Annotated in this window: 25 protein-coding genes and 1 riboswitch; of the genes, 3 read left to right on the top strand and 22 right to left on the bottom strand. The window is 51.5% G+C overall.

The window, feature by feature from the left end; genetic code table 11:
* The first annotated feature begins 60 nt into the window (after nucleotides 1–60).
* Nucleotides 61–894 carry a polysaccharide deacetylase family protein gene (locus D3P07_RS07275; RefSeq protein WP_119799522.1) on the top strand — a complete coding sequence of 278 codons (834 nt, stop codon included), beginning with the start codon at nucleotides 61–63 and terminating at the stop codon, nucleotides 892–894.
* Here the strand turns inward: D3P07_RS07275 and D3P07_RS07270 are convergent.
* Both D3P07_RS07270 and D3P07_RS07265 read right to left on the bottom strand, forming a co-directional pair.
* Entirely contained in the window at nucleotides 884–1,120 is a 237-nt protein-coding gene (locus tag D3P07_RS07270) for a hypothetical protein (protein WP_119799521.1), read from the bottom strand. The two genes, D3P07_RS07275 and D3P07_RS07270, sit on opposite strands and share 11 nt — an antisense overlap.
* Nucleotides 1,117–1,710 carry a CPBP family intramembrane glutamic endopeptidase gene (locus tag D3P07_RS07265; RefSeq protein WP_119799520.1) on the bottom strand — a complete coding sequence of 198 codons (594 nt, stop codon included), beginning with the start codon at nucleotides 1,708–1,710 and terminating at the stop codon, nucleotides 1,117–1,119. The genes D3P07_RS07270 and D3P07_RS07265 overlap by 4 nt, the downstream gene beginning before the upstream one ends.
* Before the next feature lie 78 nt (nucleotides 1,711–1,788).
* On the opposite strand from D3P07_RS07265, the gene D3P07_RS07260 reads away from it, so the two are divergent.
* Both D3P07_RS07260 and serA read left to right on the top strand, forming a co-directional pair.
* Nucleotides 1,789–2,697, top strand: a complete 909-nt coding sequence (locus tag D3P07_RS07260) for a hypothetical protein (protein ID WP_119799519.1) — start codon at nucleotides 1,789–1,791, stop codon at nucleotides 2,695–2,697.
* 224 nt (nucleotides 2,698–2,921) lie between these two features.
* Nucleotides 2,922–4,514: a phosphoglycerate dehydrogenase gene (gene serA, locus D3P07_RS07255; RefSeq protein WP_119799518.1), complete on the top strand. Its 1,593-nt coding sequence runs from the start codon at nucleotides 2,922–2,924 to the stop codon at nucleotides 4,512–4,514.
* A gap of 115 nt (nucleotides 4,515–4,629) precedes the next feature.
* Here serA and D3P07_RS07250 read toward each other — a convergent pair whose 3' ends face one another.
* The 20 genes from D3P07_RS07250 to D3P07_RS07155 form a co-directional block, all read right to left on the bottom strand.
* On the bottom strand, nucleotides 4,630–6,093 hold the full coding sequence (locus D3P07_RS07250) for a HAMP domain-containing sensor histidine kinase (protein ID WP_119799517.1): 1,464 nt from the start codon (nucleotides 6,091–6,093) through the stop codon (nucleotides 4,630–4,632).
* Nucleotides 6,094–6,810, bottom strand: a complete 717-nt coding sequence (locus D3P07_RS07245) for a response regulator transcription factor (protein WP_116044806.1) — start codon at nucleotides 6,808–6,810, stop codon at nucleotides 6,094–6,096.
* A gap of 27 nt (nucleotides 6,811–6,837) precedes the next feature.
* Nucleotides 6,838–8,097, bottom strand: a complete 1,260-nt coding sequence (gene ccsA, locus D3P07_RS07240; RefSeq protein ID WP_119799516.1) for a cytochrome c biogenesis protein CcsA — start codon at nucleotides 8,095–8,097, stop codon at nucleotides 6,838–6,840.
* Nucleotides 8,094–9,770 carry a cytochrome c biogenesis protein ResB gene (resB, locus tag D3P07_RS07235; protein WP_119799515.1) on the bottom strand — a complete coding sequence of 559 codons (1,677 nt, stop codon included), beginning with the start codon at nucleotides 9,768–9,770 and terminating at the stop codon, nucleotides 8,094–8,096. Before resB ends, ccsA begins: the two co-directional genes overlap by 4 nt.
* An 11-nt stretch (nucleotides 9,771–9,781) precedes the next feature.
* Nucleotides 9,782–10,312: a redoxin domain-containing protein gene (locus tag D3P07_RS07230; protein WP_119799514.1), complete on the bottom strand. Its 531-nt coding sequence runs from the start codon at nucleotides 10,310–10,312 to the stop codon at nucleotides 9,782–9,784.
* Nucleotides 10,313–10,397: 85 nt separating this feature from the next.
* Complete coding sequence (locus D3P07_RS07225) at nucleotides 10,398–11,141, bottom strand: pseudouridine synthase (protein ID WP_119799513.1); 744 nt, start codon at nucleotides 11,139–11,141, stop codon at nucleotides 10,398–10,400.
* A 56-nt stretch (nucleotides 11,142–11,197) separates the two neighbouring features.
* Nucleotides 11,198–11,701: a spore maturation protein gene (locus D3P07_RS07220; RefSeq protein ID WP_119800001.1), complete on the bottom strand. Its 504-nt coding sequence runs from the start codon at nucleotides 11,699–11,701 to the stop codon at nucleotides 11,198–11,200.
* Nucleotides 11,702–11,726: 25 nt separating this feature from the next.
* Nucleotides 11,727–12,380, bottom strand: a complete 654-nt coding sequence (locus tag D3P07_RS07215; protein WP_119799512.1) for a nucleoside recognition domain-containing protein — start codon at nucleotides 12,378–12,380, stop codon at nucleotides 11,727–11,729.
* Nucleotides 12,381–12,444: 64 nt separating this feature from the next.
* Nucleotides 12,445–13,614: a D-alanyl-D-alanine carboxypeptidase family protein gene (locus D3P07_RS07210; RefSeq protein WP_119799511.1), complete on the bottom strand. Its 1,170-nt coding sequence runs from the start codon at nucleotides 13,612–13,614 to the stop codon at nucleotides 12,445–12,447.
* Nucleotides 13,615–13,770: 156 nt separating this feature from the next.
* On the bottom strand, nucleotides 13,771–14,259 hold the full coding sequence (ytfJ, locus tag D3P07_RS07205) for a GerW family sporulation protein (protein ID WP_119799510.1): 489 nt from the start codon (nucleotides 14,257–14,259) through the stop codon (nucleotides 13,771–13,773).
* Entirely contained in the window at nucleotides 14,232–14,918 is a 687-nt protein-coding gene (locus D3P07_RS07200) for a DUF2953 domain-containing protein (RefSeq protein WP_119799509.1), read from the bottom strand. Before D3P07_RS07200 ends, ytfJ begins: the two co-directional genes overlap by 28 nt.
* 61 nt (nucleotides 14,919–14,979) lie before the next feature.
* Entirely contained in the window at nucleotides 14,980–15,582 is a 603-nt protein-coding gene (gene scpB, locus D3P07_RS07195) for an SMC-Scp complex subunit ScpB (protein WP_119799508.1), read from the bottom strand.
* The gene (locus D3P07_RS07190; protein WP_119799507.1) at nucleotides 15,551–16,330 is read right to left on the bottom strand and encodes a segregation and condensation protein A; all 780 of its coding nucleotides are present in this window, start codon (nucleotides 16,328–16,330) and stop codon (nucleotides 15,551–15,553) included. The genes scpB and D3P07_RS07190 overlap by 32 nt, the downstream gene beginning before the upstream one ends.
* A 33-nt stretch (nucleotides 16,331–16,363) precedes the next feature.
* The gene (gene ribH, locus D3P07_RS07185) at nucleotides 16,364–16,834 is read right to left on the bottom strand and encodes a 6,7-dimethyl-8-ribityllumazine synthase (RefSeq protein WP_119799506.1); all 471 of its coding nucleotides are present in this window, start codon (nucleotides 16,832–16,834) and stop codon (nucleotides 16,364–16,366) included.
* 39 nt (nucleotides 16,835–16,873) lie between these two features.
* Nucleotides 16,874–18,130 carry a bifunctional 3,4-dihydroxy-2-butanone-4-phosphate synthase/GTP cyclohydrolase II gene (locus D3P07_RS07180; RefSeq protein ID WP_119799505.1) on the bottom strand — a complete coding sequence of 419 codons (1,257 nt, stop codon included), beginning with the start codon at nucleotides 18,128–18,130 and terminating at the stop codon, nucleotides 16,874–16,876.
* 29 nt (nucleotides 18,131–18,159) lie between these two features.
* Nucleotides 18,160–18,825: a riboflavin synthase gene (gene ribE, locus D3P07_RS07175; RefSeq protein WP_119799504.1), complete on the bottom strand. Its 666-nt coding sequence runs from the start codon at nucleotides 18,823–18,825 to the stop codon at nucleotides 18,160–18,162.
* 36 nt (nucleotides 18,826–18,861) lie between these two features.
* A complete protein-coding gene (gene ribD, locus D3P07_RS07170; protein ID WP_259391420.1) occupies nucleotides 18,862–19,977 on the bottom strand; it encodes a bifunctional diaminohydroxyphosphoribosylaminopyrimidine deaminase/5-amino-6-(5-phosphoribosylamino)uracil reductase RibD in 1,116 nt (371 codons plus the stop codon).
* 289 nt (nucleotides 19,978–20,266) lie between these two features.
* Nucleotides 20,267–20,469: riboswitch (FMN riboswitch) on the bottom strand.
* Between the two features lie 32 nt (nucleotides 20,470–20,501).
* A complete protein-coding gene (locus D3P07_RS07165; protein ID WP_119799502.1) occupies nucleotides 20,502–20,933 on the bottom strand; it encodes a peptidylprolyl isomerase in 432 nt (143 codons plus the stop codon).
* 52 nt (nucleotides 20,934–20,985) lie between these two features.
* On the bottom strand, nucleotides 20,986–22,317 hold the full coding sequence (lysA, locus tag D3P07_RS07160; protein WP_119799501.1) for a diaminopimelate decarboxylase: 1,332 nt from the start codon (nucleotides 22,315–22,317) through the stop codon (nucleotides 20,986–20,988).
* Between the two features lie 135 nt (nucleotides 22,318–22,452).
* Nucleotides 22,453–24,093: a spore germination protein gene (locus tag D3P07_RS07155; protein WP_119799500.1), complete on the bottom strand. Its 1,641-nt coding sequence runs from the start codon at nucleotides 24,091–24,093 to the stop codon at nucleotides 22,453–22,455.
* Nucleotides 24,094–24,111: the final 18 nt, after the last annotated feature.

Raw genomic sequence — 24,111 nt, 5'->3', positions numbered from 1 at the left:
AAAATATGGTAGAATAAATTCAAATCGACAAGAATCGAGCCATTACCGGAGGAGACTAACATGACTATCAAAAAACAATTGACGCTTCTATGCCTGCTTGCTGCTGTGTTAGCCGGCTGTGCCGGCAACGCTGATTCCGGGAACAACTCTTCTCCAGCCCTGACGGAACAGACAACAACTCCTCCCTCCGCCAGCGCTTCGACCGCGCCGTCGCCGGAGCCGTCCGCAACCCCTTCGCCTGAGCCGCTCGCCGAGGCGAAAACCCTGTACCGGATGAATGATGTCTATCGCTTCGTGCCTATTGACGAAACGGCTCCCAAGAAAGCTGTCCTTCTCACCTTCGATGACGGTCCCAAAGACGAGACCTTGATTAACAGCATATTCGACACGCTCGACAAGCATGGGGCCAAAGCGATTTTTTTCGTCAACGGCTATCGGGTAAAAGCCAATCCAGAGCTGCTCAAGCTAATCCATGAGCGGGGCGGCTCAATCGGCAATCATTCTTATGACCATATTAATCTGAAGAACGAAGAGACGGCGGTTGTGGAAGAGCAGCTGTCCAGCGTGCAGAACATGGTAAAGGAACTGACGGGCGAAACGCCGAAGTTTTTCCGTCCGCCGTTCGGCTCTGGCGGGGACTCCGTCAAAGAAATTGCAAAAAACCACGACATGCTGTACATGACGTGGTCGAATGGTTCGCTGGATTGGGACAGCTCCGCGCGGGACAAACCGGAAGTGGTTATCCGCAACGTAATGGACCAGCTTCATCCAGGCGCCAACATTTTGATGCATGAGCTGCCGTGGACAGCCGAAGCGCTGGATGAGCTGCTCGGCAAGATTGAGGCCGAGGGCTATACATTCATCGATCCGGCAACGATCGAGCTTACGAACTGAATTTATTGCCGTACCAGAACAGAAATGCGACAAGACAAAGAAATAGAACAAACAATAAATTATAATACCATTTGTTCACTTTATGGAGACTAGAAGGAAACTTCTTTCGCCTGGGCGGAAGCTTCAGCGGCTCGCCTTCTTGCGAAGCCGCAGCATTCGTCATGTCACCTGCCTTTTCTGGTTGATGGGGTCTTGATGTACGGCTATGTCTTTGTTTCCTGCTCATGGCTCCCTCCTGAATCGAATAATCATACCCATTACAAAATCGATGACGAAATGCGCAACAATTGGCGCCCATAAGGTACCGCTCTGAATATAGATCCAGCCAAGGCCATAGCTGATGGAGAATACAAGTCCGGTTGGAATCCAGTGACGCAAATACCGAACATGGATGGCAGCGAATACGATGCTTGTCCAATAAGGACCGATGGCATGCTGAATAGCGCCTCGGAACAGCAGCTCCTCGCATACGGCCACAACAAAGGAAATAAGCGCAATATGCCAGATGGGACGGGTGCGGAAGATACGGTCGTTCACTCCGCCGTCATCGGCTGCTTCCTCCGGTACCCAGCGTGAAATGAGCAGGTCCACGACGATTACCGCTGCGGCAAGTCCGACGCCCCACACGAGAAATTCCAATTGCTTCGGAATGGCCATAACTTGCAGCAAATTTTGACGCTGAAATAAAATCCATATGATACCGATAATAAGAGTAAGCGCCTGTGTGGCATACAAATTAATAAGTAGCATACGGTCATCAATCTCGTCAATGTTAACCTTGCGCACGCGTATGTTGCGTATGTCGAATTTTTTCATTGCTGCGCGCCTCACTCTCGGGTAATAGTTATACTTACATAAGTGATTACATAATTGATACATAGAAGGAGATTTATTATGGAAAAACGATTAACGACCACAGCCATGTTATTTAGCCTTGGATTTGTTTTTATGCTGGTATTCGCAGTAGGGGCTTTCTTCTACGGCATACAGATCGGCACGGAGAAGGCAGAGGCCAAATATACGGCCAAATCGGAAGCCGGCAAAAAAAGCGAAGACACAGCTCCTTATCAACAGCAAGAACTTGTATCCTTCTATCTTACCGTATTTTCGCCTTACCGTGAATTTCAGGCAGAATGGCTGACTGTTTCGGACAAGCTGTTGCGCGGAGGCAATCTCGATGCCGGATCCGCCTTCAAGAATCTGGCAAAGCTGGCCGATCAGAAAGCGGAAGAAGCCAGCTCCTTCAATATGCAGAAGTCCCCTCTGCTTGGAGAAGCCCAGGTCGCTTATATCAGAAGCTTGAAATACTTTAAAGACACAGCTGCCAAAGCCGCTGCCGACAAGACGAATGATCCCGCCAAGCTGCTGGAACATATAAAAAGCGACAAAAACTATAAATCCGCAGTTGGTGAATCACTGGCCGCACAGCAGGCTTATTATGATGCCATGCAGAAATGGGCAGCCTCCGTTGACCCGGCCATTCCCGCTGCATACAAAGCAGCAACGCCCATGAGCGTAGATCAATGGGACAAGCTTTCGCTAATTGTCAAAAATCGGGTTGCCGTCTCTCATTTGAGCGAGCGCGGCGAGCTGTTCGGCTTTATGCCGCAAGATTTGACGAGCCGCGTCGATGAATTCATCCGGTCTGGACAAGCATCGAAGATGAAGCTGAATACGGTCGGCGGCATTGTCGATATTCTGCTCAACACAAGAGCTGTCGACGCTGGGGATTTCAGCGCGAATAAAGCCAGATTCTATCAATCCGAGACGCTGCCGCAACTGCCATTCTTCTACTCGGAATGACAGGATACCCTCCTGTTGTGCTTGAATCATAACGAAAATTTCACAAATGAGCAAGTTTCAGCATTGCAATTGACCGCGCTAATGCTATAAAATAGTAAAGTCCAACTCGTTCGTAGACTGAACTCTCGACCCGATGCTCTTGAGCGGTGCGGGCCCGGGGGTTTTTCTGTTCATAATTATAGGCGCAGCCTCGTGCGACGCCAATTCTAGGAGGCCTGTTTTACATGTACAAAGTGCTAGTATCCGATCCTATCAGTGATCTTGGGATCCAACAGCTTGTCGAAGCGACTGACATAATTGTCGACAAAAATCCTGGTTTAACAGAAGACGAATTAGTAGCAATCATTGGCGATTACGATGCGTTGCTTGTTAGAAGCCAGACACGAGTGACTGCCAGAATTATGGAGGCCGGCAAAAAGCTGAAGGTCGTAGGACGAGCTGGTGTCGGTGTCGACAACATCGATTTGGGAGCCGCTACAGAGCGCGGCATCATCGTCATTAATGCGCCGGACGGCAACACGATTACAACTTGTGAGCACACATTCGCCATGATGATGGCTGTTGCGCGGCATATTCCGCAAGCATACATGAAAACAGTCAGCGGCACTTGGGACCGCAAGTCCTTCCTCGGCGTCGAGCTTCGCAACAAAACGCTTGGCGTTTTGGGCATGGGACGTATCGGCAGCGAAGTAGCCAAGCGCGCCAAAGCGTTCGGCATGACGATTATGGGTTATGACCCGTTCATGACCGAAGAGCGTGCCGAAAAACTCGGCATTAAGCTGGCCAGCGTAGACGATATCGTCCGTTCTGCTGACTTTATGACCGTCCATACACCGCTTACGCCAGAGACTCGCCATATGATCGGCAAAGCGCAATTTGCGGTAATGAAGCCGGGTATGCGAATCGTCAACTGCGCACGCGGCGGTATTATTGATGAAATTGCTCTTGTAGATGCCATTGATCAAGGCATTGTTGCTGGCGCGGCATTCGACGTATTCGAAGTTGAGCCTCCAACGGAGGATCACCCTTTCCTGAAGCATCCAAAAATTATCGTAACGCCGCATCTTGGCGCATCTACGATTGAAGCTCAAGAGAATGTAGCAATCGATGTATCGGAGCAGGTTCTTCATATTCTGCGCAACGAGCCGTTCATGAACGCCGTGAACATGCCGCCGATTCCGGCTACTCTTCAGAGCAAGCTGCAGCCTTACTTCACGCTTGGCGAGAAGCTCGGCAGCTTCATTGCCCAATCGACCGAAGGCGCTGTGCAAGAAATCGTTGTCAGCTACTCCGGCGAGCTTGCCGAAGTCGACACGCAGCCGCTTACGCGTTACATCGTCCGCGGCGTCTTGTCCCACCATCTTGGTGAAGAGCAAGTCAACGTGGTCAATTCCATGCACCTGGCGAAGATTCGCGATGTGAACATTGTGATTCAGAAGTCGCATGCATCCAAAGACTTCACTAACCTGGTTACAGTAGCTCTTCGTACCAAGAAGGAAGAGCATGTTGTAGCGGGCACCTTGCTTACTGGCTACGGCCCTCGTATCGTTCAGATTGACAAGTATCCGGTTGATGTAACACCGGAAGGCAATCTGGTCCTGATCTCGCACAATGACAAACCAGGCATTATCGGCCGCGTGGGTACATTGCTTGGCAACAACGATGTCAACATCGCTACGATGCAGGTTGGCCGCCAGCTTGAAGGCGGATCGGCCATCATGGTTCTGCGTGTCGACAAAGGAACGCCGAAGGAAGTGCTGCTGCAGCTGACAAGCATGCCAGAGCTTAATACGGCGAAAGAAATCATCCTGCCCTAATTGTTTCACGAACAACAAGATTAATCGGTATCCTTCAACAAAAAAAGCGTTCCAGCGATGGAACGCTTTTTCTTATTTTCCGCTTATAGAGACAGCCTTCTCTCATCCGTGACAATTACTCTTTCCCTTCGACAGGAAGGAGAAGTGTAAATGTCGTGCCTGTAGCGGCAGTGCTATCCACATGAATTTTGCCATGATGAAGGTCGATCATATTTTTTACGATGGCAAGACCAAGACCTGTACCGCCCGTACGCTTCCTCGCCTTATCCGCCTTGTAGAACCTCTCGAATATATACGGAACATCCTCTGGCGGTATGCCAACACCTTCATCGCTGATTTTAAGCTGGATATACGGCTCGCCGTTTACGCTTAAGTGCTCCGCGCCAATCGTAATCGACTTGCCTGCCGGTGTATGGCGCAGCGCATTATCCATCAAATTCGTCAGTACCTGCTCCAGCCTGTCCTCATCCGCCTGCCGCAAAGTCAGCGGCTTATCATGAGGCGCTTTGACATGCAGGGCTACTTCACGTTCCTTGGCATATACCTGGAACTTGCGATGCACCCTGCGTATCACCATACCCAGATCAATCTCTTGGAAATTCATCTCGACATGGCCGGCTTCCATCCGGGCAATATCGAGGAAGTCATTAACCAGCCTGCCCATTCGCAGCGACTCGTCATAGATGACCTGTACAAGCTCCTTGCGCTCTTCCGGAGAAGCGACAATATCATCCAGTAGCGCTTCGCTGTAGCCCTGAAGCATGGAAAGCGGCGTCCGAATCTCATGCGAGATATTTGCCACAAAGTCGCGTCTCAACTTATCGAGTTTATGCTCCTCCGTCACGTTCCGGATGACGGCTACCGCTCCGCGGATCACGTTGCCCGACTGCAAAGGAGCCATCACGACAGACCATACACTGCTATGGACATGAACCTTCTCGGTCAAATCCTTGCCATCCTTCATGACATGCTGAAACAATTGTCTCAGCGGCATCGGAACGCCGGGAAATGACGGTACATCCTCCACCGGCTCTTGTTCCCACGCCAACTCCAGCGACGACCAGCCGTTAATGAGCAGTTGGCCGCTCGGGTTGGTCAAGATGACCTGCCCTTCCGAATCGAAGGTAATGACGGAATCCCCCATACTTCGCAGAATGCTCGATAGATGATTCTTCTCATGGTTAAGCGCATGAATCAGCTTGTCGAGCTGCTCCGTCATGTTATTGAACGTATTTGCCAACTGACCGATTTCGTCGGAGGAGCTGATATGCACGCGCGTACTGTAATCGCCTTGCGATACGGAATCAGCAGCATTCTTCAATTGAAGCAGCGGTTGCTGGATTTTGGCCGAGAGGAAAAAAGCAAAAAACGTAGAAAGCAAAAAACCGATGATTGCCGTAATAATAAACAGCACTTTAATATCATGCGACGAATTCTCGTCAAACCATATATCGATGTACTGCAGCAAAAAAACGCCGAGGATAAGAAGAACAACGGCGACCAACAACATGATGGTCGCCCACAGCTTGCCCACGACGCTATGCCACAGCAAACGCGCCAATCGATCCCAGAGCTTCATTTATTTCGGTACCTCTAGCTTATAGCCTACGCCCCATACGGTCGTAATCATAGCCGCCGCTTCCGAGGACACTTTGTTCAACTTCTCGCGAAGTCTCTTAACATGCGTATCAACTGTACGCAGATCGCCGAAGAATTCGTAATTCCATACATCCTTCAGCAGCTCTTCGCGCGAAAACACTTTATCCGGCGATACCGCGAGATAATGCAGCAGCTCATATTCTTTGGGCGTCAGGCTGACCTCGTGACCGCCAGCTGTGACGCGGTGCGCATCATGCTCTATAACCAGATGAGGGAATACAATGTTGTTGCTTGTATTCAGCTCCTTCGTCAGGAAAGCGGTCGCGGACGAGCGTCTAAGTATCGCCTTCACCCGGTAGATAACCTCGCGCGGGCTGAACGGCTTGACGACATAATCGTCAGCGCCGACCTCGAAGCCTTGAACGCGATTCATCTCTTCTCCCTTTGCGGTCAGCATAATGACAGGCGTCGCTTTCACTTGACGCAGACGGGAGCATACTTCGACGCCGTCAATACCCGGCAGCATGACATCCAGCAAGATTAGCGCATAGTCGGTATTGGAAGCCAGCCTTAGGGCTGTCTCTCCATCCTCGGCTTCATCAATGACATAGCCTTCTTTCTCCAAATACATTTTCAGAAGACGGCGGATACGCTCCTCGTCGTCTACGACCAATATGCGATTTCCGTAGTCGGACATGTCAAGCAACTCCTTTCATTAGCACCATTATACACCGGAATAAGAATGCAAGCCTGCAATAATGAGGTTAACTCCTATGAGAGTGAACAACACGATCACGAAGCCAATTACCGCTAGCCACGAGGATCGCAGACCCTGCCAGCCTCTCGACAATCGGAAATGAAGGTACGCGCTGTAGAACAACCACGTAATAAGCGCCCATACTTCCTTCGGATCCCATCCCCAGAATCTGCCCCAGGCGATCTCCGCCCAGATCATCGCAAATATGAGTCCGCCAAGCGTAAAGATCGGGAAGCCAATCGCAATGGCCCGGTAGCTGATTTCGTCCAGGTCATCCGGATCGATGCCTTCCATAACGGGATGGATAACCGCACCCAGACGCTTGCGGAAGAGCAGTCTCAACACGCCATACAGCAGTGTGCCCGCGATAATTGACCATACGACCGTGTTGAGCTTGCGGCCTGCATTGACGCCGTTCATCCAATACGGCGCCTCGAACAGCGGCTTGTCCATGCCGAGGAACGATTGCACCTCGACGATTTGGCTGTTATACGGCTGCACAATCGGCGGCAAATAATAATGGACCGTATCCACTATCGTGGATTCTTGCCCTTTATTGTCGATTAACACCTTCTCTTCCGTAAACGATGCTTCATAGCCCGCAAAGCGGAATCCGAAGACAGCTACGATAAAGCCGACAATAACAATAATTGAATACAGGGTGAATTCGATCCAAAATTGCGCGCGTCTCGCTTCCTTCGTCTTGTCTGTGAAGTTGACGACGCGGAGCAGGTACATCAGACCGGCGGCAAAGCCGACGGCAAAGAATGCTTCACCCAGCGCTGCCGTCGTCACGTGAACCTTGAGCCATACGGAATTCAGTGCCGGAATGAGCGGCTGAACCTCCTGCGGGAATACAGATGCATAAGCGATAATAATAATCGTAAGCGGAATCGCAAACATGCCGAGCAGCGGCTTGCGATACATCGCATATACGATCGTGTAGGCGATCATGATCGCCATACCGAGGAACGTCATAAACTCATACATGTTGCTAGTTGGAATCTGCTTACTTCCGATCCAGCGAGTAAAGAAGAAGGTCAATTGAGCGACCAAACCCGCGGTCGACACGATAAATGCGATTCTCCCCCAGCGCTTCTCATGCGCCTTGGGATCGCGGTTGCTCCACTTCTTGCCCGCTATGGCGATGACATAGAACAGGAAAGCAAAGCAATATAGAAAAAAGGCAACCATAAACGCATCACTGCTAAAGTCCAATAAACTCACGCGTTTTTCCCTCCGTTATCTAGCGTCTTCGGATCAACTTCAATGCCGACCTTCTTCAAGGCATGGGCCACGTCCGAACGCATGCCAAACCAGTTTTTGTTCGTATGAGCGCCAAGCGCCAGCTTCCCGTTATCGATGCGAAGCCATATCCGGCGATGCTGCCAATACGATCCCATAATTAACCCTAGCATGGAGAATACCGCACCCACCCATAGATATGGCAAAGCCTTGTCCACACGTACGTTCAAATGGGTTGTCGCTTCGGAGAAGTCTACGTTTTCCATGCCGTCTACCCGAATTTCGATCTTATCGGCGATCTCGCGGTTAATCGTATCCTGCGCGAATTTCACCTTATCCTTCTGCATCGGGAAGTAAATATAAGGTTCCCCTTCTGGCTTAAGTCCCGGCCCCTTAACCGTAAAGACGAATGCAGGCGCATTCGGCTCCCGCGAGAGCGTCGTCGGCTTGCCTTCGCTATTAAGCGCAAACTCCATATAGTTGGCGTACAAGTCAAGCGTATACGGACCCAGCTTATGCTGCAGCGCCGAATCCTTCATAGGGAGATAGAACGGGCCGTACTTCTCTCCTGTCTGCTTGTCCTCCAGAATCGGATTCACCGCATTCAATCTCGGTGTCAAGTCAAAGTCAAACTGGTAGAGCTTAAGGCCGTCATAAACGAGCGGTTCATTCACAATGATGTTATGACGCTTGACTTCCTCCAGCACCGGCTCCTTGAGCGGATCATTGCAATCGCTCACACAAGCGTACAAGACGGCTTGCGTCTCATAGTTTTTGGCCCGTGCCTTTCCTTGAAGCTGCTCCGGAAGCTCTTCGTCCTTGTAGAACTCGACGATGAACTTTTCGCTCTTGATATAGTAATTCGTTCCCGCAATCTTAACCGTATCGCCGTCGGGTACGCTTACATATGTATCCATCTGCCAACCGGGAATGCTTCGGGCGAGAATCGCAAGCAAGAACAGAATCAAGCCTATATGATTGATGTAAGGACCCCAGCGGCTGAATCTGTTTTTCTCCGCCAGCAGTGCAGTCCCTTGGCCTTCCTCTTGATGAACCTTGTAGCCTCTGCGCTTCAGCTGCGCTCCGTACGTAGCCACCCATTCCTTCGGGTCTCCCTGAATTTCGGCGGTATATACCGTCTTCTGACGCAATATGAATTGGTGATGCTTGCGTATCTGCTGCTTGCTCAGCGCGCGGTACAGCGGCAGCACCCGATCCAAGCTGCAAATAACCAGCGAAGTTCCAATCATAACGAGCAAGCCGATAAACCACCAGCTCTCGTACGTGTGGGACAAGCCCAGCATATAGTAGATCTTGCCCGGCAAACCATATGTATTCTCATAATAGGTAGACGGATCGAAATTATTAATGAACGTGCTCGCCTGCGGATAGATCGTACCCAGCATAGCCGTCAAGAACGTAATGACGATTAAGTAGATCGCGATCTTGACCGAGGAGAAGAAGCTCCATATCTTGTCGATCACTGTCTGATTGCTCTTCTGGGATCTGCGGGCGACTCCGTCGTAACGCATCTCCAGCGGCGTATCGGATTGCTGCAAGTCTTTCAGCAATGGCTTGCCGCAATACTCGCACAGCACGGTGCCAACCGCGTTCTGATGACCGCACTCGCATTTTGTATTTTCTACCGTTAACACGTGATGACCTCCTACAACTGCAACAATCTTGCCACTCGTTCTTCGATATCTTTCTCCAGCATGCCTCCGACCTTAACTTCCATCAGCGTCCCGTCAGGCTTTATGAAGAACGTGGTCGGATATTGCCGCAGCCCGTAGCTGCGCTCTGTCTGCCGGTTCACATCCCGGAGGATCGGGTAGGACAGATTGAAGCGATTCACAAAGTTGTTGACGGTGAGCGTATCCTCGCTCAAATTAATCGCCAGAATGACCAAGTCGTGATCCTTCCACTTCTCGTATTGCCGCTCGAATTCCGGCATCTCTCTGACGCATGGCTCACAGAAGGTTCCCCAGAAATTGACCACAACCGGTTTTCCTTTGAATTCAGACAGGCTTCGAACGCCCCCATCGAGATCTGCAAGTGTAAATTCCGGCGGCTCGGCACCTACCTTAAGAAGCCCTGTTTTGTCCTTCCCAAAGAACGTGGAGCCTATGGCATAACCGCCTAATATCAGCACTGCGAGCAAGATCACGATCTGAATCTTCTTGCGCGACTTACCCATGTATGTATTCACCACCCGTTCTATTGACACAGCTGTCCTAGTATCATTATAACGAAAAGTCGACGGCAATAACTGCCGCCGCCGATCACTTTTTATGAACTTTATGTGTCTTGGTTGCCGCTGCCAGAAGCTCTTGAACCTCTTGCGGCGTGAGATGGCGATACTTGCCTCTGCCCAACTGCTGCAGGCCCAGCTCACCGAATCTGATACGTTTCAAACGAATGACTTTATGATGGATCGCATCGAACATTCGCCGAACTTGACGATTGCGCCCCTCATAGATCGTAATGGAAATGGTCGCTTCATTCTTCTCCGTGTCTACATCATGGTACTCTACCTCTGCAGGAGATGTCATGCCGTCTTCCAGCATAATTCCCTTCTGAAGCTTCTCCAGTGCTGAACCGTGCGGAACGCCTTTCACGGTAGCATGATATGTCTTCGGAACGTGATGCCTGGGATGTGTCAGCTTGTTTGCGAATTCACCATCGTTGGTAAGCAGCAACAAGCCTTCAGTATCATAATCGAGCCGGCCAACCGGATAGACCCTTTCTTTGATGCCCGGCAAGAAGTCGGTTACGGTCTTGCGTCCTTGAGGATCCTTGGCGCTTGTAATGACGCCTTTCACCTTGTTCATCATCAGGTAAATCTTCTTCTCGCCCTTGATGGGCCTTCCGTTCACGGTAATCATATCGACCGCTACGTCCGCTTTCACGCCGAGCGTCGTTACTTTCTCACCGTTAACTTCCACGGCGCCGGACAGGATAAGCTCCTCGCATTTCCGTCTGGATGCAATTCCTGCTTGAGCCAAAATCTTCTGTAAACGTTCCAATGCTCTTTCACCTCACTCTCCATCATAACGATATCGAGAGTAAAGCACAAGCTTCGTTACCTGAATATGTATAGACAAATCGCAATTGCTGCAAAAAAACCGACAATATCAGAAAAAAGTCCGACCTTGAGCGCATAGCGCGTACGTCTGACTGCAATAGCGCCGAAGTATACCGTGAGCACATACAACGTCGTATCCGTGCTTCCCTGAATCGTTGAAGCGATTCGGCCTATCATCGAATCCGGTCCATAGGTCTGGATCAGATCCGCAGTAAAGGCTAATGACCCGGCTCCTGTAAGCGGCCGGAGAAGACCAAGCGGCACAACCTCGCTCGGTATTCCCATCGAGTCAAAGGCGGGCCTGACTGCCGACAGCATCAGATCCATGGCTCCTGATGCCCGGAACATGCTGATCGCTACCATCATTCCAACCAAAGGAGGAATAATGGAGATCGCCGTACCGAAGCCGTCCTTAGCTCCTTCTACAAAAGTCTCATAGACGGGTATTCGTCTTCGCATAGCGGCATAAAGAGGAATAAACACAATAATAGCGGGAATCATCCAAGATGAAAGCTTGGTAAACAGCTCATACAACCTCGCCACCTCCCGTCGGCTGAGCTCTTCCTTTGCCGGTGATAGGCGGCCGCGGCGTTGCAGGAGGGGATTGGGCTCTTCGTCGATACCAGCGATCCGCCAGAATGGCTGCAGCCGTTGCTACAAATGTAGCGGCAAGCGTTGTGCCTATGATTTCGCCAGGATTCGCTGATCCGTAATTCATACGAATTGCAATCAGCGTTGTCGGCACAATCGTAATGCTTGACGTATTCAAGGCCAGCAGCGTACACATTGCAGGCGTAGCTGTATCCTTGTCCGGATTAATCTTTTGCAGTTCTTGCATCGCTTTGATCCCCATTGGAGTAGCGGCGTTGCCGAGACCGAACAAATTGGCGCTCAAATTGCTCATGATGTAGCCAATAGCAGGATGGTCCTTTGGGATGTCGGGGAACAGCCAGCGCACAAGCGGCCGAAGCAGCCGGGCCAGCTTCGCCAAAAGCCCGGCATCTTCGGCAATGCGCATCATACCGAGCCAGAATACCATAATGCTAATGAGACCAAAGCTTACCGTAACGCCTGACTTCGCGCCGTCGAAGGCAGCTTGCGTGACCGTATCCATTTTACCGGTTACTGCGGCAACCACTACGCTAATAACAATAAAAAACAACCAAATCCAGTTCACCATGATTGGATTTCCTCCCCCGCATCCCGTTATTGATTAATAATGCCCGATCTCCCACCAGACATTATCAATGTTGCATCCATGATTCCCATGTCGATTTCAACCGCTGTCCGATTGTTTTGTCAGCTGACTTCAAACTTTGCGGCGCTCCGCTTGGCATACCCAGTCTGGGATTGCCTGGTTCGTACACCGGCACCGCGCCAATAGGCTGTCCATTCAAATAAAATTCCAGACGGCCGCGTTCGCCAAGTGCATAGGCCGTTGTTGCGGTATCGATGAGTTGAAGCTTGGAGTGAACGGCATTCTGCTCGTCCGATTCTAACGGATAAGAAAACCGTTGGCCTGCCATGTACGGATATCCGACTATGTCGTTACCCTTCTCGATAATGGATACAAGCGGGTAATGCTTAAAGCCCCAATCCAGCATATGACGATGATCCGCCCAATCGTCGCCGTCATTGATCGTGACAGCCGCTAGCTGCTGGCCCTCCCGAGTTGCTGAACTCACCAGGCAGCGGAACGCTTTTTTGGTATAGCCTGTTTTGACACCATCGGCTCCATCGTACAAAGCCAACATCTTATTTTTGTTCTGCCACCTATAGTCCCAACTGTCAATAGGGTTAGGAGCGCGCTTTTCCTTTGTTTTGACGATTTCTGCGAAGACGCTATTTCTAAGCGCATAAGCTGTCAGCTTAGCCAGATCATTGGCTGTGGAATAATGTCCCTCTTCATCCAAGCCATGCGGATTTCGGAATTGGGAATGCGTTAGCCCAATCTCTTCTGCTTTCTTGTTCATGAGATGAACGAAGCCTTCTTCTGAACCGCCCACATGCTCCGCAATGGCAGTTGCCGCATCATTGCCAGAGCGCAGCATCATACCATACAGCAAATTCGATAGACTCATCTCTTCTCCCAGTCGAAGATATATCGATGAGCCCTCTCTACCAAAGGCTCGCTTGGAGGTTTTCACCATATCATTGAGGTTGCCGTGTTCGATCGCTACGATAGCCGTCATGATTTTGGTCAAGCTGGCAATCCGCATCGGCGTGTCGCCTTCATGGCTGTAAAGCAGTCTTCCTGACTGTACATCGATCAGCGCAGACGCCCGTGCATTCGTACCGAGCGGCGAAGGGGACGCTGTTGCGCTGCCAGGTGCCGATATCGTCCAGCCGATGCACGATCCGATGATCCACAGCGCGATTAAGCGCGTTAGTCTGCTCCGCTTTCCGCTGTTCATGCTGTCCAAACCCCTCTCGTTGCAATGGTAAGCTCACATATTTCTTGCTCCTGCAATAGTATATGCTTGTACGGCTCGGGGTAGACGAGGCGATTCATTCTAATAAATGAAAAACTGCCCTTTCGGGCAGTCAGGGAATAACATATGGGGCTTCCTTTAGACTTGGCGTTCGGTCTCATCCGCAACATGTCCGTCAATTATGGTTGTGGTTGTCTCCACATAATCATTGCCGGATTGGTTGCGCATCATTGTTTGCAGCTTCTCAAATACTTTTGGAGCGGAATCAATGACCTTCTCCATCAAATGGGTCTGATTGTCCAGCGGCACGATTTTGACGCCTTGAGTGCCTACAACGAGAAAAGCGATCGGCGTAATGGATACGCCGCCGCCGCTGCCGCCGCCAAACGGCAGCGATACAGCAGCATGATGCGCATCTGAAGTCCCGTTAGCGTGTTGTTTATGGTCGTTCTCTGTACGAATATCGCTGCCGCCGGCAACAAAACCAAAGCCGACCTTCGAAATCGGCATAATGACGCTGCCATCCGGCGTCTGAACAGGATCACCCACGATGGTATTCACATCTACCATCTCTTTAATGTTTTCCATAGCGGTTTGCATTAGGCCCTGAATAGGATGTTCTGCCATGCTTTGACGCCTCCCTTCCATTTCTTCATGCGAACTAAAAGTTGCAGTCCGGCAAGGATAGCATAACCGAAGCGGATTTGCGCTATGCACGACCACTCGGTCCTAAAGGCTGGTTGGCTGAAGTTGGGATGTACCTCCATAACCGGCCCGCTCTTTACATGAACCATTTGGGATAACAAGCCAAGGATGCCCGTCTTCACCGACCAGACAGCGCCTGTAGCCATGGCAGTCCACATCGCGTCGCCAGTGCCAAGGGATGTCGTCCAGCGCCATTCCGTCAGATGGACTCTGGCTAGCGTATCCTTGATCCAGCCCTTCAAATCCTTTGTCAGCCGAAGGATTTGCTTGTACTTTTCGATGGTGCTTACGACTTTGTCGGGATCGATCTTGTCGTTGAATTCTTTCCAAGTATTCAGACCTGCTCCGCTTGCGCTAACTTGTTCATCTACGTTCACAGCCAGTCCGTCCATGCTCATGAACGGCACTTTGTAACGGTATCGAATAAGGCCGAACAAGGCTTTGACGCTTAGCTCCGCATCGTCGTTTTCGCCAATTCGCCTCACAAATCCGTTGATGACGACCGGAGAGGACAAAACAACGATGACAGCAAGCAAAAAAAAGCCGCCGGCCCAAATCCAACCGTAAGGGTAACCGGGCATGTTGATGCTTCCTCCGTTTCCCTAATATGGGTTGAAATTAGTATGGCCTGGCGGCTGATTCTCATTCTTTTAATTCATCAATTGTCATTTGTCGTCCATCTAGTCGTTCGAACAGCATTTGGGTTTGCTCGTCGAGCGCATCGTCTATATCGATATGCTTCGGCTCCGGCAATTCGCGAATGGAGGCTAATCCGAAATAATCAAGGAATGATTTCGTTGTTCCGTATAAGATCGGTCTGCCGATGGCTTCCGCGCGCCCCACCTCTTCGATCAGGTCTTTCGACACAAGAGACTGAATGGCGCGGTCGGTCTTCACGCCGCGTATTTCTTCAATATCAATACGCGTAATCGGCTGTCTATAGGCGACTATAGATAACGTCTCAAGCGCTGCTTGCGACAGCTGCGCTCTGGTAGGCGTGTATGCCATACGTTCAAAATATGGCGCATGCTCTGCATGGGTCGTCATCCGGTATGAAGATGCGACCTCGGTAATCTGGATGCCACGCTCCTCGCGCTGCAGATCCCTTTGCAAATCATAAACCAGCTCAGAAGCGAAGTCGCTATCCATCTCCAATATATCGGCCAGCTGCCGTTTGGTTAAGCCTTCATCGCCTGCCATGAACAGAAGTCCCTCAATAATCGACTTCAATTTCTGATAATCCATTGTCCTCGGTTTCTCCTCTCCAGTGAATAACGATATCTTCAAAGAGCGAATGCTGGAAGCAGCGGATATGCTTCATCTTCATCAGCTCCAGGATTGCAAGAAACGTCACCACAACCTCATGCCGATCCATATTCTCGCGGATGAGCTTGGAGAACCTGACCGTCTCATATTGCTTCAGCACGCCCACAATGTCCCTGATCCGGTCCTTGACCGATATTTCGTCCCGCTGAACCGTCGCAATGACGTTCCGCCTTGCGGCTTTACGCAGCGCCTTCTGGAAGGCGGCAACCAAATCCGAGACATGCAAGCCTTCCACAGGATTGATAATTTCTTCCTTCAGAAACGGTGTCATATCCTCCGGCTCTCTGGAGAATACCAGACTGCGCTCGAATTCCTTCTCACGGAGCTGCTCCGCCAGCTGCTTAAACTTGCGGTATTCCACCAGCTTCTGAATCAGCTCATCACGAGGATCGAGTCCGTCATCTTCCCATTCCTCGTAATGGTCTTCAAAGACGGGAGGTTTCGGCAAGAGCTGCTTGCTCTTAATAGCCAGCAGAGTCGCCGCCATGACGAGAAACTCGCTGGTCACATCCAGCTCCAGCTCCTTCATGGCTTCCAGGTACTCCATATATTGAACTGTAATTTCGCTTATGGATACCTCGTGGATATCAATCTCAGCCTTGTCGATCAAATGAAGCAGAAGGTCCAGCGGACCCTCGAATGCTTCCAGCTTATAAAGCACAGACACTCTTGCAACCTCCCGCGTTGTACAGCTGACCGGTTATCCTTGCAGCTGCTTCGTCAAATTCGCCATTTCGATTGCGGTTACAGCCGCTTCGTAGCCTTTATTGCCTGCCTTCGTTCCTGCGCGTTCAATGGCTTGCTCGATGGAATCGACCGTCAATACGCCGAAGATCGTCGGAACGCCTGTTTTGAGCGCAACCGCAGATACGCCTTTGGCCGCTTCGTTGCACACATAATCAAAGTGCGGCGTAGCACCTCTGATGACAGCGCCTAGCGTAATAACTGCATCGTATTTGCCGCTCTCCGCCATTTTTTGCGCGATTAACGGAATTTCGAATGCGCCTGGAACCCAAGCCACTTCTACATCCGATTCGGCAGCGCCGTGACGCTTGAATGCATCCAGCGCTCCGCCAAGCAGCTTGCCGCTGATGAACTCGTTAAATCTTCCAACCACTACGCCATATTTTAACCCTTCCGATACTAAATGTCCCTCATAAATTTTCGTCATGTATAAAACTTCCTCTCAAATTTGATTTTGCTTTTCAATTTATTGTTCCTGCTGGGGCACCGCATCCGGCTCCAGACCTTCCATACGCAGCATGTGGCCTAGCTTTGCTTGCTTCGTGCGCAAGTAATTCCGATTGCTATCGTTCGCTTCCATCTGGATTGGGACCCGCTCTACCACTTCCAAGCCGTATCCTTCCAGACCTCTGATTTTACGAGGATTATTGGTTAGCAATCTCATCTTGGTTACGCCAAGATCCTTCAAAATTTGAGCTCCTATGCCATATTCCCGCAAATCCGGAGCAAAGCCTAGCTTAATATTCGCCTCAACGGTGTCGAATCCCTGCTCCTGAAGCTCATAAGCTTTCAATTTGTTAATCAGCCCGATGCCGCGGCCTTCCTGTCTCATATAGAGCAGCACACCGCTGCCGGCTTCGTCGATTTGCTTCAACGCTGCGGCAAGCTGAGGACCGCAATCGCAACGATGCGAATGGAATACATCGCCCGTTAGGCATTCCGAGTGAACGCGCACCAGCGTAGGCTGTCCAGGATCGATCTCGCCTTTCACAAGCGCGACATGCTCCTTCTGATCCACTTGATTCGTATAAGCAATCGCTCTGAACTGGCCGAAGTCAGTCGGCATTTTCACGTCGACCGCTCGTTCGACCAGCTTCTCCTTTTCATTGCGGTACCGGATAAGCTCCTGAATCGTAATCAGCTTCAACCCGTGCTTCTCCTTGAATTCTACCAAGTCGGGCAATCTGGCCATCGAGCCGTCTTCCTTAATAATCTCGCAAATAACGGCGGCCGGCTTGGAGCCGCTTAGCTTCGCCAGATCGATCGCTGCTTCCGTATGGCCTGCACGCCTCAGGACGCCGCCTTCCTTGGCGATCAACGGGAAGATATGTCCCGGACGGCGAAAGTCGCCTGCACTCGCATCCGGATCGATCAGCGCTTTAATCGTAAGCGACCGCTCATGGGCGGAGATGCCAGTCGTGGTCGACACATGGTCGATCGAGACGGTGAACGCCGTTCCATGATAATCCGTGTTATGCGTAACCATCGGCGGCAAGTCCAATGCTTCGGCACGCTCCTGTGTAATTGGCGCGCAGACAAGGCCTCTTGCTTCCGTGATCATGAAGTTGATCACTTCCGGTGACGCTTCGTCGGCTAGCGCAATCAGATCGCCTTCATTCTCGCGGTCCTCATCGTCCACGACGATGACAGGACGGCCTTGCTTCAGTTCGCTTATTGCAGCCTCTATCGTATCAAATACTTCCAGCTCTTCATCATGACTCATTATGGTTCCCTCCCTGGCCTTATGCTCTCTTATAGAAATCCGTGCTCCGCCAAATAAGCAGTAGACAGCTTGGATGATTCCCTTTTCTTATGGGCATCGTGCCCTTTGAAGTGCAGCAGATGGTCCACGTATTTTCCAATAATATCGGACTCAATATTGACAATCGATCCCGTCTGCCTGTATTGCAGGGCAGTCTCGGCAAGCGTATGCGGGATAATCGAAACGGTAAAACTATCATCTGTCGTGTCTACGACTGTCAAGCTTATTCCGTCAATCGTGACGGAACCTTTGGGGATGATATGGCGCAGCTGGTCTGGATCATCCAATCGTATCCGGAAGACGACTGCGTTGGCATCCGCCTTGCGCGAGACGACCCTTCCGGTTCCGTCCACATGGCCCTGTACGATATGGCCGCCGAATCTGGCGCCTGCCTGCATGGCCCGCTCCAGATTGACCGGCTCGCCCGACTGCAGCAGATGAAGACCTGACCGGCGATACGTCTCCGGCATAACATCCACCGCAAAGGATTGCCGGTCGAATGAAGTGACGGTTAAGCATACGCCATTGACCGAGATGCTGTCACCCAGCTTGACTCCCTCCGTGACCACTTTCGCAGCAATCGTCAAGATCATTGCTTCGCCTTGCCTGTTGACGGTCTTCATCGTTCCTATTTCTTCTACCAAGCCTGTAAACATGACTCCTAAGCTCCTTCCCCCGCGCCAGTTCACCCATCATGCAATGGTATCCGCTGCGTATCTAGGATAACCGGTCACGCATATATCGTCTCCTGCCATCTCTACCTGAACCCGTTCCAATGGAATGGCTTCCGACATCAAAGCGCGGCCTGCCAGCGCAATATTTTGCGGTGCTTGCGCGCCACCAATAAATTTGGTCGCGTAGTAAAGTACAACTTTGTCAATCAGCCCTTCATCCAGCATCGAGCCGCTCAGCTTGCCTCCGCCTTCCAGCAAGATTGAGCCGATCTCCCGGCGTCCAAGCTCGGCCAGCGCTGCTTTCATGTCCACCACAGTCCCAACCCCACAAGAGATCACATCGACGCCGGCTTCCTTCAGGAGCCGCCGCTTCTCGGCATCGGCTTGCTCGGTTGTCAGCACAATCGTCGGCGCTGACTTGTCGCTCACGACACGCGCGTCTAGCGGAAGGCGAAGCGAAGAGTCTACGATGATGCGAATCGGATGGATGGCAGGCACGACCGCACGGGTCGTCAGCTGCGGATCGTCCGCGAGAGCTGTTCCGATGCCAACCATAATCGCCGCATGCTGATGGCGCAGCATATGTGTCTGCTCCCTTGCGACAGCGCCGGTCACCCACTTGCTGTCACCTTGCTCGGTCGCAATCTTGCCATCCAGCGTGCTGGCCGTCTTCCATGTCACGAATGGGAGGCGAGTCGTAATATATTTATTAAACTTCTCATTCAATGCGCGGGATTCATGCTCCATCAAGCCCGTGCTTACTTCTATGCCTTGCTCTCTTAGCCGCTTCACGCCTTTGCCAGAGACGACGGGATTCGGGTCAGTGGCGGCGACCACGACTCTAGCAGCGCCGGACTTCATAATCAAATCGCAGCATGGCGGCGTTTTGCCATGATGGCTGCAAGGCTCCAGCGTCACATAGACTGTCGCCCCTTGCGCTTCGCTGCCGGCCATCGACAGCGCGTGCACCTCCGCATGGCCTTCACCCCGCTTCAGATGAGTGCCGATTCCGACTATTCGTCCTTCTTTCACCACGACGCAGCCAACAACGGGATTAATTCCGGTTTGTCCGGAAGCCTTTCCCGCCAATTGAATCGCCAGCGACATGTAATATTCGTCATTCAATACTTCGATCAAGACGCAAAAACCCCCCATACCGGCAAGCTGGCCGACAGGGGGGTGAGATATTGAGAACTACGGCAAAATTAAAGATATGCGCATGAGCAAACAAGGCAGACACCGCAAACTCAGCACAAATAAACTGAGCCAGCTTCGCCTTCATGCCTAAGCATGCTCCAAAACAGACCGCCATTCATGCGGTCTTGCATCTCTTACTTGCAAAGTCAACAAATAGACCTCTTCCTATACTTGTGAAAAGATGCACAAGGAAGAGTGGCTTATTCGTTGTACTGCAATGCCGAAGCTTCTCCTTCTCCCATCCAGACTATACTGTCGGTCCCGGATTTGCACCAGGTCCACCGTGCCAATGCCTCACAAGCTATTGCCCTTATGAGCTCATCAGCCCGGGTCACGGACTAACGGAAGGCGCAGCACATACGGTTGTCCGTTCTGCGCTGCGCTCCGATCACCGCCGGTTGGGAATCTCACCCTGCCCCGAAGGAAAGCTAACTTACTAATTTATAGTACACATCGTAACATTATTTTTCGGAAACTTCAACTGTCTCCATTTTGTCTCCGCCTTTAAGCGCGTCGACAAGCTCCATGCCCTTTGTTACTTTGCCGAACACGGTATGTCCGCCATCCAGATGCGGCTGCGGCTGGTAGCAGATATAAAACTGACTTCCGCCTGTGTCGCGGCCTGCATGGGCCATCGCAAGCGTGCCGCGCTCATGCTTGTTCGGGTTGATCTCGCAATTAATCGTGTAGCCTGGTCCACCTGCCCCGCTTCCATTCGGGCATCCGCCTTGTGCTACAAAGCCAGGGATAACACGGTGGAAAGTCAGACCGTTATAGAAACCGTCGTTCGCCAGCTTCTCGAAGTTCGCGACAGTATTAGGCGCGTCCTGGTCGAACAGGTCAAGATGAACTTCTCCGCCGTTCGCCAATTTGATTTTTGCTTGTTTTGCCATTATTGCATCTACCTTTCTTTATCCGAATAAGACTACGTTACCAATTCCGCCCTTACTTCGCAAGGGTTGATTTCTGCAGTCTTGCCGGAATAACGTCGTTGCATACAATATTGTCGAGCGATTCGCGTTTAACAACGAGGTCAGCCTCACCGTCTTTTACAAAGACAACAGCCGGGCGGCGGATCCGATTATAGTTGCTTGCCATCGCATAGTTGTATGCACCTGTGCAGAATACGGCAAGCAGATCGCCTGTCTCCGCTTTCGGCAATTCCAGATCCCAGATGAGCATGTCGCCGCTCTCACAGCACTTGCCTGCAATAGACACCGTCTCTTCTGTCGCATCGTTCGCACGGTTCGCCAGAAGAGCCTCGTAACGGGATTGGTACAAGGCTGGACGCGGATTGTCTGTCATGCCGCCGTCAACCGCGATATATTTGCGTACGCCAGGAATATTTTTGCTGGTCCCTACAGTGTACAGCGTTGTACCGGCATCGCCGACCATGCTGCGGCCCGGCTCTACCCAAATCTCCGGAAGCGGGAAATCCGCATTTGCGAAGTTGGTTTTGATTGCGTCTGTAATGGCGCCTACATATTCGCTAACCGGCAGCGGTGTATCGCCTTCCACGTAACGGATGCCGAAGCCGCCGCCCAAGTTGATAACCTTGAAGGTCAAATCCAGCTCTGCGCGGATGGAGACCGCGAACTGAGCAACCTTGTCGACTGCCATGCGGAAGCCTTCAACCTCGAAAATTTGCGAACCGATATGGGAATGAACACCCAGGATAACCAGATTGTCCAATTTCAGCGCTTCTTCAATTGCTTGCTTCGCAGCGCCGTTGCCCAGATCGAATCCGAATTTGGAGTCTTGCTGGCCAGTCGAAATATAATCATGCGTATGCGCTTCTACGCCCGGCGTAATGCGCAGCAGAATGTTTACTTTTTTGCCTTTGTCGCCGGCAAGCGCGTTAAGCAGCGCCAGCTCGTCGAAGTTGTCCACGACGAAACAGCCGATGCCCGCGTCCAGCGCCATGTTGATCTCATCGGGCGTTTTGTTGTTGCCGTGGAAGTGGATGCGCTCCACCGGGAAGCCCGCTTGCAGCGCCGTAAACAGCTCGCCGTCGGACACAACGTCCAGGGACAATCCCTCTTGCTCAGCGATGGCGCACATGGCCATTACGCTGAATGCCTTGCTCGCATAGGCGACCTGGAATTTCAGGCCGGAAGCCTTGAATGCCTCGACATATTCGCTGGCGCGCTGGCGCACAAGTGCCTCGTCAACAATATATAATGGCGTACCGAATTTCTTCGCCAAGTCGGTGACATCGTTCCCGCCTATTTCCAAATGTCCGTTTGCATTAATTTTACTCGTACCGTGCAGATACATTGCTACCCCTCGCTTTTTTGACGCTTCCATCATGAAGCGCTACTGAAATTATTTGCAACTATAGCATCAGTATAACGCATGAGCAACGCATCCGAAATGGATAATTTCGCATTTCATTTGTATTTTTATGTTCCTTTAACTCGTCTCCGGCATCTTGTCCCGCTGCTGGGGCCTCAAAATATTCGGCCTTGTCCGGTTATAGAGAAGCGGCTGGCGAATGACGATATTGAGCAGCGCTTTGGCGTCAAAGGGGATGATCGGCCACATATACGGACGATTCATCGAACGCTCGTTCACCAGGAAAATGACAAGCACGGTCGTTACAATGACGAACCCTGGCACGTTGAAGGCCGCCACCGCCATAAGCAGCACCAGGCGTACGATCCGGTTGGCAAGGCCGAGCTCATAGCTTGGCGTAGCGAACATCCCAATAGCTGCGATAGCCATATATAGAATAACCTCGTTCACGAACAGCCCCGTCTGCACCGCAATATCGCCGATTAATATCGCAGCTACCAGCGACATGGCCGTCGCAAGGGTAGTCGGCGTATGTACGGATGCCATCCGCAGCAAATCGACGCCGATCTCCACGAGAAGAAACTGTACAAAAAGCGGAATTTTCCCCGTTTTATTCGGCCCTAAAAAATCCAGCACCGGCGGCTTGAACTCCGGATGCATGACGAACAGGAGCCATAGCGGCAGCATAAATAACGACGCGAATATGCCAATAAACCGAACCCAGCGCAGATAGGTGCCGATAAACGGCGTCTGCCTGTTTTCCTCTGCATGCTGGATCAGGTCGGTGTAGGTTGTCGGCAGCGTCATGACGCTGGGCGAGGTATCCACGAAGATGGCAACAGACCCTTCCAGCAGATGCGCTGCAACCGTATCCGGCCGTTCCGAATAACGTACGAGGGGAAACGGACTCCAGCCCCGCTTGATTGTCGCTTCCTCCAGCTGCTTGTCCGCAAGCGGCAGTCCGTCTACTTTCACCATCGAAATTTTGTCCTTGATCGACTTCAGCAGCTCCTTATCCACGATATCGTCGATATAGGCAATACACACATCCGTCTTGGTTCGCTCTCCTACCATAACAAGCTCATACCGCAGCTTGGGATCGCGCAACCTTCTGCGCACTAGCGAGATATTGACCATCAGCGTTTCGTTGAAGCCGTCACGCGCACCGCGGACGACCTTCTCCAGGGATGGCTCCTCCATGCCGCGTGCCGGGAAGTTTTTGGCATCGATCTTCAGCGCCGTGCTCTCTCCATCGATAAACAAGGCGCTGCCGCCCGCCAGCACAAATGTCAAGAGATTATCCCAGTCTTCCTCCATGTCGACCTGTGCCGCAGGCACATAAAAGTCCAAGAACGAATGCAGCGCATCGCTGCTCAAATCGCCGGGCTCCAGGAAAGTAAGCCTCATCAGCACTTCTGTCAATACCTCTTCCTTCACCAGGCCATTCAGGCAGAAAAGCGCTGTCCTCTTCTCTCCGAAGGTCATCTCCCGTACGACAACATCGAAGCTTGTTTTGTAGCCCATCTCCTCCAGCTTCTTGAGTACGGTATCCAGACTGTGAGGAATCGGTTTTTGCTTCCCTGGCCCCTCTTCCTCGTCGATCCCCCTGCTGACATGCATGATCTGGTCGAAGCTGTTGCCTTCCTCCTGATCTCCGCCGCGGCGAGATTCTTCCTTCAACTGGTCCTCAGACATAAATTGCGGCTTCATCCCGCCGTCCTTGCTAACTTCCTCGTTTTCTCTTTGCATATCGCTCATAATAGGTCCACCTCGTTT

Source organism: Paenibacillus sp. 1011MAR3C5 (assembly GCF_003591485.1).
Taxonomy (GTDB): domain Bacteria; phylum Bacillota; class Bacilli; order Paenibacillales; family Paenibacillaceae; genus Pristimantibacillus.
The sequence above is the reverse complement of the archived record's forward strand: the minus strand, read 5'-3'. Positions and strand labels throughout refer to the sequence as shown.

Bases quoted from the DNA above. Each gene is read 5' to 3' on its own strand.
- ribH (WP_119799506.1), bottom strand. From the start codon at position 16,834: ATGACGAAAATTTATGAGGGACATTTAGTATCGGAAGGGTTAAAATAT.
- D3P07_RS07230 (WP_119799514.1), bottom strand. From the start codon at position 10,312: ATGGGTAAGTCGCGCAAGAAGATTCAGATCGTGATCTTGCTCGCAGTG.
- D3P07_RS07220 (WP_119800001.1), bottom strand. From the start codon at position 11,701: ATGATTCCCGCTATTATTGTGTTTATTCCTCTTTATGCCGCTATGCGA.
- lysA (WP_119799501.1), bottom strand. From the start codon at position 22,317: ATGTATCTGCACGGTACGAGTAAAATTAATGCAAACGGACATTTGGAA.
- D3P07_RS07275 (WP_119799522.1), top strand. From the start codon at position 61: ATGACTATCAAAAAACAATTGACGCTTCTATGCCTGCTTGCTGCTGTG.
- D3P07_RS07165 (WP_119799502.1), bottom strand. From the start codon at position 20,933: ATGGCAAAACAAGCAAAAATCAAATTGGCGAACGGCGGAGAAGTTCAT.
- D3P07_RS07215 (WP_119799512.1), bottom strand. From the start codon at position 12,380: ATGGTGAACTGGATTTGGTTGTTTTTTATTGTTATTAGCGTAGTGGTT.
- ytfJ (WP_119799510.1), bottom strand. From the start codon at position 14,259: ATGGCAGAACATCCTATTCAGGGCCTAATGCAAACCGCTATGGAAAAC.
- D3P07_RS07210 (WP_119799511.1), bottom strand. From the start codon at position 13,614: ATGAACAGCGGAAAGCGGAGCAGACTAACGCGCTTAATCGCGCTGTGG.
- D3P07_RS07200 (WP_119799509.1), bottom strand. From the start codon at position 14,918: ATGCCCGGTTACCCTTACGGTTGGATTTGGGCCGGCGGCTTTTTTTTG.
- serA (WP_119799518.1), top strand. From the start codon at position 2,922: ATGTACAAAGTGCTAGTATCCGATCCTATCAGTGATCTTGGGATCCAA.
- D3P07_RS07270 (WP_119799521.1), bottom strand. From the start codon at position 1,120: ATGAGCAGGAAACAAAGACATAGCCGTACATCAAGACCCCATCAACCA.
- D3P07_RS07155 (WP_119799500.1), bottom strand. From the start codon at position 24,093: ATGAGCGATATGCAAAGAGAAAACGAGGAAGTTAGCAAGGACGGCGGG.
- D3P07_RS07180 (WP_119799505.1), bottom strand. From the start codon at position 18,130: ATGAGTCATGATGAAGAGCTGGAAGTATTTGATACGATAGAGGCTGCA.
- D3P07_RS07245 (WP_116044806.1), bottom strand. From the start codon at position 6,810: ATGTCCGACTACGGAAATCGCATATTGGTCGTAGACGACGAGGAGCGT.
- D3P07_RS07265 (WP_119799520.1), bottom strand. From the start codon at position 1,710: ATGAAAAAATTCGACATACGCAACATACGCGTGCGCAAGGTTAACATT.
- ribE (WP_119799504.1), bottom strand. From the start codon at position 18,825: ATGTTTACAGGCTTGGTAGAAGAAATAGGAACGATGAAGACCGTCAAC.
- scpB (WP_119799508.1), bottom strand. From the start codon at position 15,582: ATGGATTATCAGAAATTGAAGTCGATTATTGAGGGACTTCTGTTCATG.
- D3P07_RS07260 (WP_119799519.1), top strand. From the start codon at position 1,789: ATGGAAAAACGATTAACGACCACAGCCATGTTATTTAGCCTTGGATTT.
- D3P07_RS07250 (WP_119799517.1), bottom strand. From the start codon at position 6,093: ATGAAGCTCTGGGATCGATTGGCGCGTTTGCTGTGGCATAGCGTCGTG.